The organism is Geodermatophilus tzadiensis, from assembly GCF_003002915.1.
In the GTDB taxonomy this organism is placed as follows: domain Bacteria; phylum Actinomycetota; class Actinomycetes; order Mycobacteriales; family Geodermatophilaceae; genus Geodermatophilus; species Geodermatophilus tzadiensis.
Genome location: NZ_PVTG01000007.1, coordinates 40011 through 56021 on the forward strand (window position 1 = coordinate 40011; position 16011 = coordinate 56021).

Genomic DNA, 16011 nt, shown 5'->3' on the forward strand with positions numbered 1-16011 from the left:
TCCGTTCCGTGGGCTTCCGTCGGGCGGCCGGTGCGGGTCCGGCGGATCGGGGCGGGGACTGCGGGCAGCCCCTGCCGGCCGGCGGTGACACCCGGGGAACGACCCGCACCGCGGATCGGGTTCCTGGTGCCGGTTCCCGGGGGCGTGGAGGATGACCGGGTGCTGGCCATCGAGGACCGCGGTGAGGTCACCGTCCTGCGCATCGAGCACGGGCGGGTCGGCGCCCTCGACGTGGAGCTGCTGGAGGCCCTCACCGAGGCGGTCACCGCCTCCGACCGGGCGCTGGTGGTCACCGGCAGCGGCTCGTCGTTCTCCGCCGGGGTGGACCTGCGCCGCATCCTGGACGGCGGCCGGCCCTACACCGAGCAGCTCCTGGCGGCGCTGTCCCGCACGTTCCGCGCCGTGTTCGACCACCCGCGGCCCACGGTCGCGGCGGTCAACGGGCACGCGATCGCCGGCGGGTGCGTGCTGGCGCTCGCCTGCGACCTGCGGCTGCTGTCCGGCGGGCGGGTCGGGCTGACCGAGCTGGTGGTCGGCGTCCCCTTCCCGACGCCGGCCCTGGAGATCGTCCGGCACGCGCTCGGGCCCCGGGCGGGCCAGGTGCTGCTCGGCGCGCGGACCGTGGACGGCGAGCGGGCGCTGTCCCTGGGGCTGGTCGACGAGCTGACCGCGCCCGACGAGCTCCTGCCGCGGGCGGTCGCGGTGGCCACCGAGCTGGCCGCCCGGTCACCGGAGGCCTACCGGCTGGCCAAGACCGCGCTGCACCGGCCGGCGGACGCGGCGATCGAGGCAGCCGGGGACGACGCAGCCGTCACGGCCGGCTGGACCTCCGACGACACGCGGCTGCGCATCGAGGCCGCGCTGGCCGCGCTCGCCCGGCGCTGAGAGCGCCACCCCGGACCGACGCGGGCCGATCCGGCCGTCGTCGTGGGGTGCTGCTCCTGGCACTAGCGTCCCGGGAGGTGCAACCGCGGTCTGCACCGGGCAGGAGACGGCGAGAGCGGGACGGGTTCCCGACACGACAGGGACGAGGGTGGAGATCGTGAGTGAGGCAACCGCTACCGGTGGACTGCAGGTCGACCCCGCACTGCGCGACTTCGTGGCCGACGAGCTGCTGGCCGGGCTCGACCTGGAGCCGACGTGGTTCTGGTCGACCCTCGCCGAGCTGAACAGGCGGTTCTCGGGGCGGGTCACGCAGCTGCTGGCCCGCCGCGACGAGCTGCAGCAGCAGATCGACGACTGGCACCGCGAGCACGGCGCCGGCGACGTCGAGGCGCTGGAGGCGTTCCTGACCGAGATCGGGTACCTGCTGCCGCTGGAGGAACCCACGGTCTCGGTCACGCGGGTGGACCGGGAGATCGCCGAGGTGCCCGGCCCGCAGCTGGTGGTGCCGGCGACCGTGCCGCGCTACGCCCTGAACGCCGCGAACGCCCGCTGGGGCTCGCTGTTCGACGCCCTCTACGGCACCGACGCGCTCCCGACCGAGCACGAGCTGGCTCCCGGCTACGACGAGCGCCGCGGCGCGCAGGTCATCGCCGAGGCCGACCGCCTGCTCGACCGCTTCTTCCCGCTCGCCGAGGGCAGCCACGCCGACGTCCTCGCCTACCGGGTGCCCTCCCCCGGCGAGCTCGCCGTCGACACGTCCGCGGGCAGCACCGGTCTGGCCGACCCGGCGCAGTTCGCCGGGCACCGACCCGGGGACGGCGACCGGCCGGCCGCGGTGCTGCTGCGCCGCAACGGGCTGCACCTGGAGCTGACGGTCGACCCGTCGACGCGGGTGGGGACCCAGCACCACGCGGGGGTGTCCGACGCCGTCCTGGAGTCCGCGGTGAGCACCATCGTGGACCTGGAGGACTCGGTCGCCACGGTGGACGGACCGGACAAGGTCGGCGCCTACCGGACCTGGCTGGGGCTGCGCACCGGCGAGCTGACGGCGACGTTCGGCAAGGGCGGGAAGACGGTGACCCGCGAGGTCCACGGCGACCGCACCTACGTCGGGGCCGACGGCGGGGAGCTCACCCTGCCCGGCCGGTCGCTGCTGCTGGTGCGCAACGTCGGGCACCACATGCGCCTGGACGCCGTCCGCACCGCCGACGGCGAGCCGATCCTCGAGGAGGTCCTCGACGCCCTCGTCTCCGCGACCGCCGCGCTGTACGACCTGCGCGGGCAGGCGCGGTACAGCAACACCCGGACCGGCAGCGTCTACATCGTCAAGCCCAAGATGCACGGCCCGGACGAGGTGTCCCTGTCGGTGGAGCTGCTCACCGCCGTCGAGCAGGCGCTCGGCCTCGAGCCCACGACGCTCAAGATCGGCATCATGGACGAGGAGAAGCGGACGTCGGTCAACCTGGAGGCCTGCATCGCCCGCGCGGCCGACCGGGTCATCTTCGTCAACACCGGCTTCCTCGACCGCACCGGCGACGAGATCCACACCGACTTCGAGGCCGGCCCGGTCGTGCGCAAGGACGACCAGCGCTCGCAGACCTGGCTGACCACCTACGAGGACCGCAACGTCGACGTGGCCCTGCGGGCCGGGTTCGCCGGGCAGGCGCAGATCGGCAAGGGCATGTGGGCCAAGCCCGCCGCCATGCGCGAGATGCTCGACACCAAGGGCGGGCACCCGAGGGCCGGGGCGAACACCGCGTGGGTCCCCTCGCCGACCGCGGCCACGCTGCACGCGCTGCACTACCTGGAGACCGACGTGCTCGCCGTCCAGGAGGAGCTCAGGAAGCGTCCGCTGGCCGACCGGCGCGGCCTGCTCGTGCCGCCCGTGCTCCCCGACGGCGGCGCCGGCCTGCCCGAGGACGGCAAGCGCCACGAGCTGGAGACCAACGCGCAGTCGATCCTGGGCTACGTCGTCCGCTGGGTGGGGCTGGGCATCGGCTGCTCGACCGTCCCGACCCTCGAGGGCGTGGGCCTGATGGAGGACCGGGCGACGCTGCGGATCTCCAGCCAGCAGATCGCGAACTGGCTGCACCACGGGCTGGTCGAGGAGGACCAGGTGCGCGAGACCTTCGCCCGGATGGCGGCGGTGGTCGACGAGCAGAACGCCGCCGAGCCGGGCTACCGGCCGATGTGCGCCGACCTCGACGGCAGCCCGTCGTTCCAGGCCGCGCTGGACCTCGTGTTCTCCGGGCGGCGGGAGCCGAACGGCTACACCGAGCGGGCGCTGACCACCTGGCGGCAGCGGGCCAAGGCGACCGAGGGCGGCGAGGAGGCCCAGGCCCGCGAGGCCGTCGTCGCGGACGGTGCGCCGAGCCCGGCGTCCTGAGCACGGTCCCGTCCCCGACGCCCACCACCCGTCCCCGACCCGGAGGAGCCGCCATGGCCATCGACCTGCAGACCGCCCGCACCGTCATCGAGGGAGCGCGGGCCGCCGCGCGCGACCAGGACCTCAAGCCGCTGACCGTCGTCGTCCTCGACGCCGGTGGCCACGTCGTCGCCGCCGAGCGCGAGGACGGGTCGTCCACCAAGCGGTTCGAGATCGCGTTCGGCAAGGCCCACGGGGCGATCGCGCTCGGCCTGGGGTCCCGGGCCCTCATGGCGCGGGCCGAGCAGCAGCCGTACTTCATCGCCGCCGCGACCGCGGCGGTCGGGGGCTCGCTGGTCCCGGTGCCGGGCGGCGTGCTCGTCCGGGACGGGTCCGGGACGCTGCTCGGCGCCGTCGGGGTCTCCGGGGACACCTCCGACAACGACGAGGCCGCCGCCGTCGCCGGCATCGAGGCGGCCGGGCTGCAGGCGCAGCCGGACTGAGCGCCGAGGCCCGGCCGGGGACCGCCGCGTCCCCGGCCGGGCCTCTGGGACCCCGCTGAGTGAGGGAAGGCTAACCTCACCACATGTCGAAGAGGTCGTCCCTGCCGCGCCCGTCACGTCCCGCCGTCCCCCTCGCCGTCCTGGTCCTGACCGCGGGGCTGACCGCCTGCGGCGGCTCGGCGGACGACGGGTCCGCGGCGGCCGCGGAGACGTCCCCCGCGCCGGGCTTCCCGGTGTCCGTCGAGACCAGGTTCGGCACGACCGAGATCCCCGCGGAGCCGCAGCGCGTGGTCACCGTCGGCTTCAACGACCAGGACTTCGTGCTGGCCCTCGGCGTGACCCCGGTCGGCGAGCGCGAGCTCCTGGGCGACTACGACGCTCCCACCCGCCCCTGGGCGCAGGAGCTGCTCCCGGCGGAGGAGATCCCGACCGTGGGGGGCGCGGAGATCGACGTCGAGGCCGTCGCCGCCCTGGAGCCCGACCTGATCGTGGGCGTGTACTCCTTTCTGGACCAGGCGGTCTACGACCAGCTGTCGGGCATCGCGCCGACGCTCGCCCAGACCGACGAGTACGCCGACGGCGCCACCCCGTGGCAGGAGCAGACCCTCCTGATCGGGAAGGCGCTCGGCCGCGAGGACGAGGCGCAGCAGCTCGTCGACGACGTCGAGGACCGGTTCGCCCAGGCGGTCGAGGAGAACCCCGACTTCGCCGGCAGCTCGCTCGCCGTCGACCTGACGGGCGTCGGCTCTGGCCACTACCTGCTCGGCGCCGACGACCTGCGCACCCAGTTCTTCTCCGACCTCGGCTTCACCGTCCCCGACGCCAGCACCGACGTCAGCCTCGAGCGGCTGGACCTGCTGGAGGCCGACGTGCTGGCGGTCAACGGGTACGACCGGGCCGACGCCGACGCCGACGCGCTGTTCTCCGCCCTCGACGTGGTGACCCAGGACCGCACGGTGCTGCTCGGCGGCTACGACGGGGACGTGTCCGCCGCGCTCGGCTTCGGCAGCCCGCTGTCGCTGCCCTATCTGCTCGACGAGGTCGTGCCGGCCCTGGCCGCCGCGGCCGACGGCGACCCGTCCACCGCGGTGCCGGTCCTCGGCTGAGGGTCCAGCGCGCCGGGGCCGGCTCGCCGCGGGGTCAGGTCCCGGGCGGCCGGAACGCCGTGCGGACCTCCCTCGCCCTGCCCAGGACGGTGAGCAGCTGGTCCTGGTCGAGCAGCTGGTGGGTCTCCAGGTGTCCCAGGGCGCCGCTGCTGAACGAGGTGACGCTCACCGCGGCGGCGGTCTCGGCGTCCGGCGCCTCGAGGAGCACGAGACCGTCGTGCCCGCCGAGCATCCAGTACAGCGCCTCCAGCCGGCCGCCGGCGGCCTCCGCCGCGGCCCGCACGGCGGCGGTGCGGTCCCCCGGCTGGTCGATCATCCGCGACCACGTCTCCGCGGTGTAGGAGAAGAACACGACGAACCTGGGCATCTCCGGCCTCCTCACGGACACCGCCGCTGGTGTCCGTGATCCGACCAGCCCGGTCCGGGCGTGTCCAGGGTCCTCGGGCCGTGCGGAGCGCCGCACGGCCCGAGGACCGGCACCGCGACCGGGGCGCCCGCTCGTCGGTCCCCGGTGGCCGGAGGGCGCGTCCGCCCGGGTGCCGGGTTCAGCCGCCAGAGACGGTGGGTCCAGGGCAGGTCGTAGAGCAGGACGTAGGCCGTGTACGGGGCCAGGACCCGGCGCGAGGGGACGTCGCCGGCCACCGAGTGCTGCAGCGCCAGGAGGGGGACGAGGAACCCGCACACCCCGACGAAGCCCGCACGGGTGCTCCGTCGACCGAAGAAGACCCCGTTCCAGGCCTCGTTGGCGACGAGGACCGCCAGGCTCCACGCGGTGCTCCGGGCGTCGCGGCGGTCGATGCTCCGCGCGAGCACCGAGCCGACGACCCCGTAGTACAGCGCCCCCACGCCCAGGAACCCGGTCATCGGCAGCTGCCAGCGCGGAGCGTCGAGGCCGCGGAACCAGGCCATCGCCGGCTCCCCGACGAAGGCGTTCCCCGCGACGGCGGCCGCGCCCGTGCAGGCGCCCGCCCGGAGGACCGACCGCCGCCTCATGCCGGGCCCGACCCCGTCCCGGCCCGCGTGCGCGCGGGCTCCTCCGCCCGCTGCTTGAGCGCCTCGTTCATCGCTCCGAAGGCGGGCAGGGTGCCCCGGTCGAGCGACGCGGCGAGGAACGGCACCAGGACGCCCCGGAACGTCTCCTGCTGGACGAGGCGGGTACCGCCGGCGTGCGGCCGCAGCAGGAAGGCGTGCTCGGCGTCCATCAGCCCGGGCACCCCCAGCCGGCCGCGCCACCGCAGCTCCCGGCCGGCGGCGACCTCGACGAGCCGGGGCCGCAGGGTCATCGCCCGGCCGCCGACCGGCTGCATCCTCAGGGTCAGCCGCCGGCCCGGACCGACGACCCCCTCCGCCGCCACGATGAACGGGTTCCACGCCGGGTAGGCGGCGAGGTCGGTGAGTACCTGCCACACCCGTTCCGGGGTCGCCCGGACGTCGACCTCCGCGGACAGCTCCTTGACCATGACCTTCTCCTTCCGTGGGGTGGGGGACGTGCACGGGCGGACGTGGCCCAGCCGGCCACGGGTGGCGGCCACGACGACCAGGCCGAGGGCCGCGGCTGCCAGCAGGTGCACCGGGCCCACCGCCTCGCCGGCGTACAGCCGGGGCAGCAGGCCGGGACCGCCGAACCCGCTGCCGTCGGTCGTCGCGTTCCCGGCCGCGTGGACCAGGCCGACGACGAGCAGGCTGCCGGTCCGGTTGGCGACCCAGCCCTGCAGGAAGCGGAACGGGACCGCGGCCGCGGTGAGGACCAGCAGGACGGCGATCCCGCCGAGCCAGCCGTTGCCCGCCGCCAGCGCGGCGTGCTGCAGCGCGAACAGCGGGCCGGTCGCCAGCGCGGCCCGCACCGGTCCGTGCCGGTGCTGCAGGCGGGTCTGGAGGAAGCCGGTCCAGGCGACCTCCTCCGCCCAGTTGGTGGTGAGCAACCCCAGGACCAGCTGCACGAGCAGCCCGGAGACCAGGGCCGCGGCGAGCGCGCCGCCGCTCCCCTGCGGCATCCCGAGCAGGACCACCGCGGTCGCCGCGGACGCCGCCGGGACCACGACCAGGGCCAGGCCGTACCAGCGCAGCGGCACCCGGACCCGGACCGCGCGGTCCCACAGCGCGCGCACCCCGGCCCGCCCGTCGACGACGCGGGTCACCACGACCGCGGGGAGCAGCAGTCCGACCAGGTTGGCCAGGACGACGAACGGTGCCGTGGGCAGGTCGACGTCGAACCAGGCGCGTGCGACGACGGGCTGGAAGGCGATCGCCTGCCCGACGGGGAAGGACCACGCCAGGAAGGCGGCGACCGGGTGCCGGCGGACGAGGCCGACCAGCCGGTGCTCCCGGGCGGCGGGCGCGCTCACCGCGGCCATGACGTCGTCCCCGCCGGTCCCGAGGGACCCGACGACCCGACGAGCGGGGCCGGGGGCTCCGCCGCGGGGTGCACCCGGCGGGACCGAAGCCGCCGCACCCCCCAGAGGACGGCGGCGTTGCAGACCAGCAGCCCGACCAGCGCCGGTGCGGTCATCGCCCATCCCGTGCCGTTCCCCACGACCACGCCCCACAGCAGCTTCCCCCCGGCCATGAGGTCGAGGAGCACCAGACCCCAGACCACCGAGCGGCGCCAGAAGGCCAGGCAGTACGCGCCGAGGGCGAGCGGTGCCAGCAGCGACGAGGCGACCTTCGGGAGGTCCCAGGGCCCGGTGAGCCACTCCCGCTCGAAGTCCAGGAACTCCAGCACCTGCGGGTCGGGCCGCGCGGGCGCCGGGAACCAGAAGACGCTGGTGGCCAGGGCGACGAGGGTGCCGGCGATCCCCCAGCCGCTGCGCCGGTGGGCGGACCAGGCCAGCGGGATCAGGAACAGGGGCCGGACGTACCAGCTCAGCACGTTGGCGTGCCGGTCGAACGCCCAGTCGCCGAACCCGGCGAGGAGCTGCGGGACGTCCACGACGCTCTCCTAGGGACGGGTCGGCGCGGGGGTGCGGGGGTCGGTCCGCGGTGCGGTCGGTGCAACGGCGGCGGGCAGGCGGAGCGTCAGGACCAGCAGGGCGACGGCGGCGAGGCTGGTGGCGGCCAGCGACGCCGACTGGAGGACCTGGTCGGTCGTGGTCGGCAGCACCGACACGTGCACCTGGTGGTAGAGCTGGTGCGGGAGGTCCTGCACGACCACGGCCAGGCCGACGGCGCGGGCGACCCAGACCACCCCGGTGAGCAGGGCGACGAGCGCGACGGTGCCGACGGCGAGGTTGCCCAGGCCGACGTCGCGGAGCAGGTGCTCGTTGTAGGGACCGTCGGGGCTGACCCAGGAGTGTCCCCACCCGGGGAAGTCGGCGTGGAAGGACGCCGGGAAGGCGGCCTGCCAGAGACCGATCCCGAGTCCGAACAGGGCGAACCACCCCAGCAGGGCCTTGACGGCGAGACGCATGCGGGCCTCCGTGGCGAGGGGATCCGGGGAGCCGGTGCGGTCCCCGACGTCCCGGGGGGACCGTCGCGCCGCGCCCTTGACGGATCGTGGGCGTCCGCTTGACGGGGCCCCGGGCGAGCGCGTCGCCGAGGCCCGGAGCGGCGGCCGTCGCGGGGCAGGATGGTCCGACGGCGAGCCGGGCCGGGGGCCGGAGAGGCGGGTGGACGGTGCAGTTCGACATCCTCGGGCCGCTGCAGGTGCGTGACGCGGGGCGGCCGCTGGCCCTCGGGCGGCCGAAGCAGCGCGCCGTGCTGGCCATCCTGCTGCTCTCCGCGGGCACGGTGGTCTCACTCGACCGGCTGGTCGAGGAGCTGTGGGGCCCGCAGTCGCCGCCGCAGGCCCTCGCGTCGGTGCAGGCCTACGTCTCCCACCTGCGCCGGCTGCTCGAACCGCAGCGTGCACCCGGCACCCCGGCGACGGTGGTCGTGAACCAGGCGCCGGGCTACCGCATCGTGGTGGACCCCGGCGACCTCGACGCCGCCCGCTTCGAGGACCTCGCGCGGACGGGGCACGAGCTCCTGCGGCAGGGCGAGGCGCCGCGCGCCGCGGACGCCCTCGAGCAGGCCCTCGCGCTGTGGCGCGGACCGGTCCTGGCCGACCTCGCCGACGCGCCGTTCGTGCAGGCCGAGCGGGCCCGGTTGGACGACCTCCGGCTGACCGCGCTGGAGGACCGGCTCGGGGCCGACCTCCGCCTCGGCCGGCACGCCCGCGTCGTCGCCGAGCTCGAGCGGCTGACGGGCGAGCACCCGTTCCGGGAGCGCCTGCAGGGACTGCGCATGACCGCCCTCTACCGCTGCGGGCGGCAGGCGGAGGCGCTGCAGAGCTACCAGCAGTTCCGCGCACAGCTGCGCGAGGAGCTCGGCCTGGACCCCGGCCAGGCGCTCCGGGACCTCGAGCGGGACGTCCTCCGCCAGGCCCCGGCACTGGACTGGACCGCGGCGTCCGCCGACCCGGCGGCCGCACCCCGACCCGCTCCCGCCGCGGCGCCGGACCCGCCCCGCTCTCCCCTCCCTCCCGCCGCCGGCGCGGGCGCCGCGGCCCCCGGGAGCCTGGTGGGGCGCGACGCGCACCTGCACGTGGTCGACCGGGCGCTGGCCGGGACGGCGACCGGCCGGGGGCGGGTCGTCCTGGTGGCCGGCGAGCCCGGGATCGGCAAGACGCGACTGGCCGAGGAGGCGACCCGGCGCGCCCGCGGGTCCGGCGTCACGGTGGCCTGGGGCCGGAGCGACCAGGACGCCGGGGCCCCGCCCTTCTGGCCCTGGACCCAGGTGCTGCGCGCCCTGCTCGACGACGGGACGGGCGGGCCCGGCGTCGACTCCGCCGAGCTCGCGCGGATCCTGCCGGGACCGGGGGGCGGGGAAGCGCGGGACGCCGCACCGGTGGTGGACCCAGAGGCGTCCCGGTTCCGCCTGTGCCAGGCGGCCACCGCCACCCTCCTGCGGCTGGCGCGGGGACGGCGGCTGCTGGTGGTCCTCGACGACCTGCAGTGGGCCGACGTCGCCTCGCTGCGGCTGCTGGGCCACCTCGCCACGACGCTGGCCGACGCCCCCGTCGTCGTGCTGGTGACCTACCGGGACCGGACCCTCGACGGCGGCGAACCGCTCGCCGACACCCTCGCGGACCTGGCCCGCACGGCTCCGGTGGACCGCCTGGAGCTGACCGGCCTGGCGGTCCCCGACGTGGCCCGGGTGATGGCCTCGCACCTCGGCACCGACCCCGACGACGGGCTGGTCCGGCTGGTCCGCGACCGCACCGGCGGCAACCCGTTCTTCGTCCTCGAGGTGCTCCGCCTGCTCGGCAGCGGCGGCCGGCCGGAGCGGACGGCGGGCGAGGCGGCGTCGCTGGTCGCCCAGGAGGTCCCGGCGGGCGTGCGCGACGTCCTCCGCCGACGGCTCGGCCGTCTGCCCGACCAGATCCGCACCGTGCTGCTCGTGGCCGCGGTGGTCGGCCAGCAGTTCGACCTCGACGTCGTCCGTGCCGTGACCGGGCTGGACGACGACGACGCGCTGTCCGCGGTCGAGCTGACCGTCTCGGCCGGCCTCGTCGTCGAGGACCCGGCGACCGTGGGCCGGTTCCGCTTCGCGCACGCGCTGGTCCGCGAGGCCATCTACGGCGAGATCAGCCGCGCCCGACGGGCCCGGCTGCACGCCCGGGTGGGACAGGCGCTGCTGGACCGACGCGGCGGCGACGCGGACTCCGTCCTCCAGCTGGCCCAGCACTGGTGGCTGGCCGCCCCGGTGGTGGGCGCGGAGCGGGCGGTCCCGCACGTCGTCGCGGCGGCCGAGCTGAGCCTCGACACCTTCGCCCACGAGGAGGCCGAGCGGCAGCTGCGCCGCGGCCTGGACCTCCTCGCCGCCGCGGCGCCCACCCGCGACCGCGACGCCTCCGAGCTGGCCGTCCGGCTGCGTCTCGGCAGGCTGCTCGTGCAACTGCACGGCAGCGGCTGCGAGCACGCGCGGGACCACTTCGGCCGGGCACGCGAGCTGGCCGGCGAGCTCGGGGACCGGCCGGCCCTGCTCACCGCCTGCCGCAGCCTCTACGAGGTGGCCTTCGCCCGCGCCGACCACTCGGCCGCCGCCGCCCTCGCCGAGGTCATGCTGGACCTCGCCCGGAGCGGGGACGACCCGGCCGCGCTGGTGGGAAGCCACCTGGCGCTGGGGCGCACCCTGTGGTCCCAGGGCCGGCTGGCCGCCGCCAGGGACCACCTCGAGCAGGGGCTGCGGGTGGCGGGCCCGGTGGACGGCCGCGAGTTCCTGCCGCCGCGGATCGTGCTGCAGCTGCAGCTGGCCGCGGTGCTCACGTCCCTCGACGAGCCGGACGCCGGGATCGAGCTGCTGTCGACGGCCGTCCGGGACGCGCGCGGTGGGTCCCCCTTCGTGCAGGCCCTCACCCTCACCGGAGCCGCCCTCGTCTCCGCCATGCGCCGCGATGCCACGGCGGCGCGCCGGTGGGCCACCGAGACGTTGGAGCTCGTGGAGCGCTGGAACCTGCCCTGGCCGGCCGGGTACGCGGCCGTGGTGCTGAGCTGGGTGCACGCGGTCGAGGACGATCCCGTGGCCGCGATCCCCGCGCTCCGGGAGCACCTCGCGCGGACCGAGGCCGGTGGCACCCAGCACCTGCTCGGGTGGGGCCTGGGCCTGCTGGCCGAGGCGCACCTGTGCGCCGGGGAGCCGCTCGAGGGCCTGCGCCTGCTCGACGACGCGCTGGCCCGGGTCGCGCGCACGGGTGAGCGCTCCTACGAGTCCGAGCTGCACCGCCTGCGGGCGCTGTGCCTGGCCGCGCTGACACCACCGCGCTCCGAGGAGGCCCACGGTGCGCTCGAGCGGGCGGCCGCCGTCGCTCGCGAGCAGGGGTCGGCCGCCCTGCTGCGGCGCGCCGCCGAGACGTGCCGCGCGGTCGCCGGACGTCACAGCGGCAGCTGCGACCACCCCGGTGCGCAGCCCTGACCTCGCTCCCCCGGGACGAAGCCGGCCCGGATCAGCAGCGCGGCGACCCGCCGGTCACGCGGTGGCGGCGCGGTCAGCAGCTCGACGCCCGCTGCCCGCAGGGCATCGGCGACCTCGCACACCAGCCGGGGTCCCAGGGAGGGGTCCCGGTGGGCCGCGGACAGGGCCAGCCCGCACACCCGGGCCGTCGTGCGCCCGAGGGAGCGGACCACCGCCACCCCGGCGAGGCCGGTGCCCTCCGTCGCGGTCAGGTCGCACAGGCCGAACCAGACGCAGGTCGGCTCGTGGTCGTCGAGGCGGCAGGGCGGCAGCAGCCGTGCGGCCTGCCGGCGGTCCGGGTCCGTGTCGAGCCGCCGGAAGACGATGCCGGCCGGGGAGCCGCCTGGTGTCGCCGTCATCGCCCCTCCCCGGCCGTCCGAGTACCGGTCGAGGGTGCCTCCGCCGACCTTGACGCCCGCGTGACGCCGGTGGCCGGACACGCGCAGCGGTGCTGTGTCCGGTACCTGACACAGGGGTACCGTCGACCGGGTGGGCACGCGCTCCCTCCCCGACCGGGACCACGGCTTCGACGTCGTCGCGCTGGCCGCCAGCGCCGGCGGAGTCCGGGCCCTGCGCACGGTCGTGTCGGGGCTGCCCGCGGACTTCCCGGTGCCGGTCCTGGTGGTGCAGCACCGCGGCGCCGGCACCCCCGAGCTGCTCAGCGAGGTGCTCCGGGCCCGGGCGGCCCTGCCGGTGCGCACCGCCACGTCCGGACCGCTGCTGCCCGGGGTCACCGTGCTGCCGGCCGGGACCACCGCGGACCTCCGCCCCGACGGCCGGCTGACGCTCCGGGCCTGCCCGACGGGCAGGACCGCGGACGACCTCCTCACCGGCGCCGCGGCCGCCTTCGGACCGCGGGTGCTGGCCGTGGTGCTGACCGGACGGCTGTCCGACGGCGCGGCGGGCGTGCGCGCGGTCCGCCGCGCCGGTGGCCGCGTGCTGGTCCAGGACCCGGACGACGCCGAGGCACCGGGCATGCCCAGCGCGGCCCTGGCCACCGGCTGCGTCGAGCACATCCTCCCCCTGGACCTCGTGGCACCGGCACTGGTGGCGTACGCGATGGCTCCCGGCGCCGCGGACCTGCTCGCCGTCCCCCTCCCGGCGTGGGCCCGCCTGGGCCCGCGTCCGTCCGTCCCGGCATGACGTGGGGCCCCGAGGGGTAGCTCCTCACGGCCCGGAGCAGACGGGCCGCCCGTCCCGAGGAGAGGCACGTGCCCACGCCGGCCGCCAGCACGCAGCCCCACCCGCGACGCAACCTCCTGCTCGGCGCGCTGCCCGAGGACGAGTACCGCCGGCTGCAGCCTGCGCTCGAGCCGGTGGAGCTCGACGTCCGCCAGCAGCTGTACGCGCACGGCAAGCCGATCGAGCACCTCTGGTTCCCCGTCGACGCCGTCCTGTCGCTGCTGGCTGTCGTCGAGGGCGAGGCGGCGATCGAGGTGGCCACGATCGGTCACGAGGGCCTGGGCGGTCTCCCCGCCTTCCTCGGGACCACCGAGAGCCCGCACGACACCTTCTGCCAGATCGCCGGCACGGCCGTGCGCCTGGCGACGGGTGAGCTGCGCCGGTTCCTGGGGCAGGACGGCGCGCTGCACGACGTGCTGCACCGCTACACCCTCGCCACGATGATCCAGCTGGCGCAGAACGTGGCGTGCAACCGCCTGCACACCACCGAGGAGCGCTGCGCCCGCTGGCTGCTGCAGACCCGCGACCGCGTCGGCGCCGACGAGTTCACCCTCACCCAGGAGTTCCTGGCCCAGATGCTCGGCGTGCGGCGGGGCACCGTCTCGCTCACCGCCGGCGTGCTCCAGCAGGCCGGCGTCCTCCGCTACACCCGCGGCAGGATCACCGTCCTGGACGCCGACGGCCTCTACGAGGCGGCCTGCGACTGCTACGACGTCATCCAGTCCGAGTACCGACGCGTCATGGCTGCGCCCGAGGCCTGACCACGCCGGGGCGGGGGGGGTGGACGGCCCGCGGGTCGGCGCCTCCCCGTGCCGTGGATGCTGTCCCGGTGCCTCCCGTCCCACGCCGTCCCCCAGCGGCCGCCCTGCTCACCGAGCCGCCGCGGGCGGGTCTGGACGCCGCCGCCCTGGCGGCTGCCTGGCCGCTGCTCGCGGCCGCCCGCCGCGGTGACGGGCACCCGGTGCTGGTGCTGCCGGGACTGCTGACCGGCGACCCCGCCACCGCGGTGCTCCGGACCGCGCTGCGCGCCCTGGGCCACCACGTGTCCGGCTGGAGCCTGGGCCTCAACCGGGGCCCGACGGGCCGCGTCGTCGACACGCTGCGCGCCCGGCTCGAGCGGCTGCACCGGACCTCGGGACGGCGGGTCAGCCTGGTGGGCTGGAGTCTCGGGGGGCTCTACGCGCAGGAGCTGGCCCGGGCCGCGCCCGGCAGCGTCCGCGGGCTGGTCACCCTCGGCACGCCCGTGGTGCGATCGGCGCCCTGGGTCCGCACGGCGTCGCGGATCGTCGACGGCGGCACCCGCCTCCTCCCCGGGGCGGCAGCGCTGCCCCGGCCGTGGGCCGAGCGCGGCTCCCTGCGCGTGCCCGCGACGTCGGTCTACACCCGGGCCGACGGCATCGTGCACTGGTCGTCGTGCCGGTACGAGGTCCGCCCCCGGCGGGAGAACGTGGAGGTGCGCGGCAGCCACCTCGGCCTCGCCACCAACCCGGCGGTCCTGTGGCTGCTGGCCGACCGGCTGGGGACGCCCGAGGGTGCCTGGACGCCCTTCCGCCCCCCGCCGGGACTGGGTCTGCTCTTCCCCCGCCGTCGATGACCGGCACCCGCCGGGTCGGGCACCCTCCCGGCGTGGACCCCGAGCAGCTGCTGCGGACGGCGGCCGACCGGCTGGACGCGCTGGCCGCCCGCACGACCCCCGGCGACTGGCGGACCGCCGGACTGCTGGCCACGCGCCCCGAGGTGGTCGCGCACTCCCCCGACGGGAGCACGCGGCACGTGGCCGAGGCGCGGGCCGGGACCGCGGCCTGGATCGCGACCCTCTCCCCCGCGCTGGCCGCGCCGCTGGCGGGCTGGCTGCGCGCCGCCGCGACGCACGACCCGGTCGACCCGGCGGCCGAGGCGTTCGCCCGGGCCCTGCTCGCGCGGCTGGGGTGACCGGACCGGGTCGCCGCAGCCACGGCGGCCACGGGAGGTCGCCCGCACCGCTGCCGCCCTCCGCACCCCCGCCGTCGCGGGTCAGCCGGTCGTCCTGCCGGCGGCCAGGGCGGCGATGAGATCGGACGCCGGCCGCGGCCGGATGCCCATCGCGGAGAGGGCCTCGGGCCCCGGGTAGGAGGACACGTCCATCGACACCGCGATCCCGAGGCCGGTGGCGAGCTCCGGTGCGCGTCGCCGCAGCGCCCGGGCGCCGGCCGCGAGCACCGGCCGGGGCACGACCACCCGGCGGAAGCGCGCGCCGAGCGCCCGTTCGAAGGCGTCGACGACCTCGTGCCGGGTCAGGGGCTCGGGACCGCCGAAGTCGACCGACCCCGGCGGGTCGGCCATCGTGGCCACCCGCACGCACGCCTCGGCCACGTCGTCCTCGGCGACGTAGGGCACGGGGTTGCGGCCGCGGCCGAGGACGATCGCCCGGCGCGCGTCCGGGCGGATGCCGACAGCCGGGGACAGCCACACCTCCTGGAACGCGGCCGGCCGGACGACCACCGACCGCATCCGGGAGCGCTGGAGCAGTTCCTCGGTGGCCTTCTTCGCCGCGAACAGCGGCACCAGGTCCGCGGTGGCCTCGTCGCCGGTCAGCGCCGACACGAAGACGAAGCGCTCGACTCCGGCGGCCTCGGCGGCGCGGACGAGCGAGGCGGTGCCGTCCCGGTCGACCCGGCCGATGGACACGTCCCTCGCCCCCGGCCGCCAACGGCCCACCGCGTTGGCGGTCGTGAGGACCGTCCGCACACCGGTCACCGCCCGGGCCAGGCCGCCCGGCTCGGTGAGGTCTCCGGCCACGACGTCGGCGCCGAGCCCGGCCAGTGCGCTGCCGTCGCTCGTGGGGCGGACCAGCGCCCGGAACGGCACCCCGGCTGCGGCCAGTCGGGCGGCGATCCGGCCGCCCAGGGAACCGGTCCCTCCACAGATCAGCAACTCCGGCACGTCGACCCCCTCGGGAAGAGCACCAGCCAGGCAGGACCGCCCCGCCGTGTCAACGGGCCGGTCGCGGGCGCCGAGCGCCCGGGAGCCCAGTGGCCGGCCGTCCGAGCGGCAGGGCACG

At 76.7% G+C, this 16011-nt stretch carries 16 protein-coding genes; 9 read left to right on the forward strand and 7 right to left on the reverse strand.

Annotated features, from left to right (window positions below; all coding sequences use genetic code 11):
- Positions 1-159 precede the first annotated feature (159 nt).
- From LY71_RS10920 to LY71_RS10935, 4 genes are all read left to right on the forward strand, one after another.
- Entirely contained in the window at positions 160-885 is a 726-nt protein-coding gene (locus LY71_RS10920) for an enoyl-CoA hydratase/isomerase family protein (RefSeq protein ID WP_106277301.1), read from the forward strand.
- Between the two features lie 157 nt (positions 886-1042).
- Positions 1043-3271 carry a malate synthase G gene (locus LY71_RS10925; RefSeq protein ID WP_106277581.1) on the forward strand — a complete coding sequence of 743 codons (2229 nt, stop codon included), beginning with the start codon at positions 1043-1045 and terminating at the stop codon, positions 3269-3271.
- A gap of 53 nt (positions 3272-3324) precedes the next feature.
- Positions 3325-3753 carry a GlcG/HbpS family heme-binding protein gene (locus LY71_RS10930; RefSeq protein ID WP_106277304.1) on the forward strand — a complete coding sequence of 143 codons (429 nt, stop codon included), beginning with the start codon at positions 3325-3327 and terminating at the stop codon, positions 3751-3753.
- 83 nt (positions 3754-3836) lie between these two features.
- Complete coding sequence (locus tag LY71_RS10935) at positions 3837-4859, forward strand: ABC transporter substrate-binding protein (RefSeq protein ID WP_106277306.1); 1023 nt, start codon at positions 3837-3839, stop codon at positions 4857-4859.
- A 34-nt stretch (positions 4860-4893) separates the two neighbouring features.
- Here the strand turns inward: LY71_RS10935 and LY71_RS10940 are convergent, their stop codons facing one another.
- The 5 genes from LY71_RS10940 to LY71_RS10955 are packed head-to-tail and all read right to left on the reverse strand — an operon-like array spanning position 4894 to position 8265.
- Complete coding sequence (locus LY71_RS10940) at positions 4894-5226, reverse strand: GYD domain-containing protein (protein ID WP_106277308.1); 333 nt, start codon at positions 5224-5226, stop codon at positions 4894-4896.
- An 11-nt stretch (positions 5227-5237) separates the two neighbouring features.
- The gene (locus LY71_RS10945; RefSeq protein ID WP_106277310.1) at positions 5238-5852 is read right to left on the reverse strand and encodes a tryptophan-rich sensory protein; all 615 of its coding nucleotides are present in this window, start codon (positions 5850-5852) and stop codon (positions 5238-5240) included.
- Positions 5849-7213, reverse strand: coding sequence for an SRPBCC family protein (locus tag LY71_RS10950; RefSeq protein WP_146146103.1), 1365 nt, complete (start codon positions 7211-7213; stop codon positions 5849-5851). The genes LY71_RS10945 and LY71_RS10950 overlap by 4 nt, the downstream gene beginning before the upstream one ends.
- On the reverse strand, positions 7201-7788 hold the full coding sequence (locus LY71_RS23110; RefSeq protein WP_146146104.1) for a hypothetical protein: 588 nt from the start codon (positions 7786-7788) through the stop codon (positions 7201-7203). Before LY71_RS23110 ends, LY71_RS10950 begins: the two co-directional genes overlap by 13 nt.
- A gap of 9 nt (positions 7789-7797) precedes the next feature.
- Positions 7798-8265: a hypothetical protein gene (locus tag LY71_RS10955; RefSeq protein WP_106277314.1), complete on the reverse strand. Its 468-nt coding sequence runs from the start codon at positions 8263-8265 to the stop codon at positions 7798-7800.
- A gap of 206 nt (positions 8266-8471) precedes the next feature.
- On the opposite strand from LY71_RS10955, the gene LY71_RS10960 reads away from it, so the two are divergent.
- Positions 8472-11750 (forward strand): ATP-binding protein, encoded by a 3279-nt coding sequence (locus LY71_RS10960; protein ID WP_146146105.1) that lies wholly within the window; start codon positions 8472-8474, stop codon positions 11748-11750.
- Here the strand turns inward: LY71_RS10960 and LY71_RS10965 are convergent.
- Positions 11711-12148 carry a hypothetical protein gene (locus LY71_RS10965; protein WP_146146106.1) on the reverse strand — a complete coding sequence of 146 codons (438 nt, stop codon included), beginning with the start codon at positions 12146-12148 and terminating at the stop codon, positions 11711-11713. The two genes, LY71_RS10960 and LY71_RS10965, sit on opposite strands and share 40 nt — an antisense overlap.
- Positions 12149-12278: 130 nt before the next feature.
- Here LY71_RS10965 and LY71_RS10970 point away from each other — a divergent pair, with 130 nt between their 5' ends.
- The 4 genes from LY71_RS10970 (at position 12279) to LY71_RS10985 (ending at position 14903) form a co-directional block, all read left to right on the forward strand.
- Complete coding sequence (locus LY71_RS10970; RefSeq protein ID WP_106277321.1) at positions 12279-12932, forward strand: chemotaxis protein CheB; 654 nt, start codon at positions 12279-12281, stop codon at positions 12930-12932.
- Positions 12933-13000: 68 nt separating this feature from the next.
- Complete coding sequence (locus tag LY71_RS10975; RefSeq protein WP_106277323.1) at positions 13001-13732, forward strand: Crp/Fnr family transcriptional regulator; 732 nt, start codon at positions 13001-13003, stop codon at positions 13730-13732.
- Positions 13733-13800: 68 nt separating this feature from the next.
- Positions 13801-14565, forward strand: coding sequence for an esterase/lipase family protein (locus LY71_RS10980; RefSeq protein ID WP_106277325.1), 765 nt, complete (start codon positions 13801-13803; stop codon positions 14563-14565).
- Positions 14566-14597: 32 nt separating this feature from the next.
- A complete protein-coding gene (locus tag LY71_RS10985; RefSeq protein ID WP_106277583.1) occupies positions 14598-14903 on the forward strand; it encodes a hypothetical protein in 306 nt (101 codons plus the stop codon).
- Between the two features lie 81 nt (positions 14904-14984).
- Here the strand turns inward: LY71_RS10985 and LY71_RS10990 are convergent, their stop codons facing one another.
- Positions 14985-15893, reverse strand: a complete 909-nt coding sequence (locus LY71_RS10990; protein WP_170121310.1) for an SDR family oxidoreductase — start codon at positions 15891-15893, stop codon at positions 14985-14987.
- Between the last annotated feature and the right edge of the window lie 118 nt (positions 15894-16011).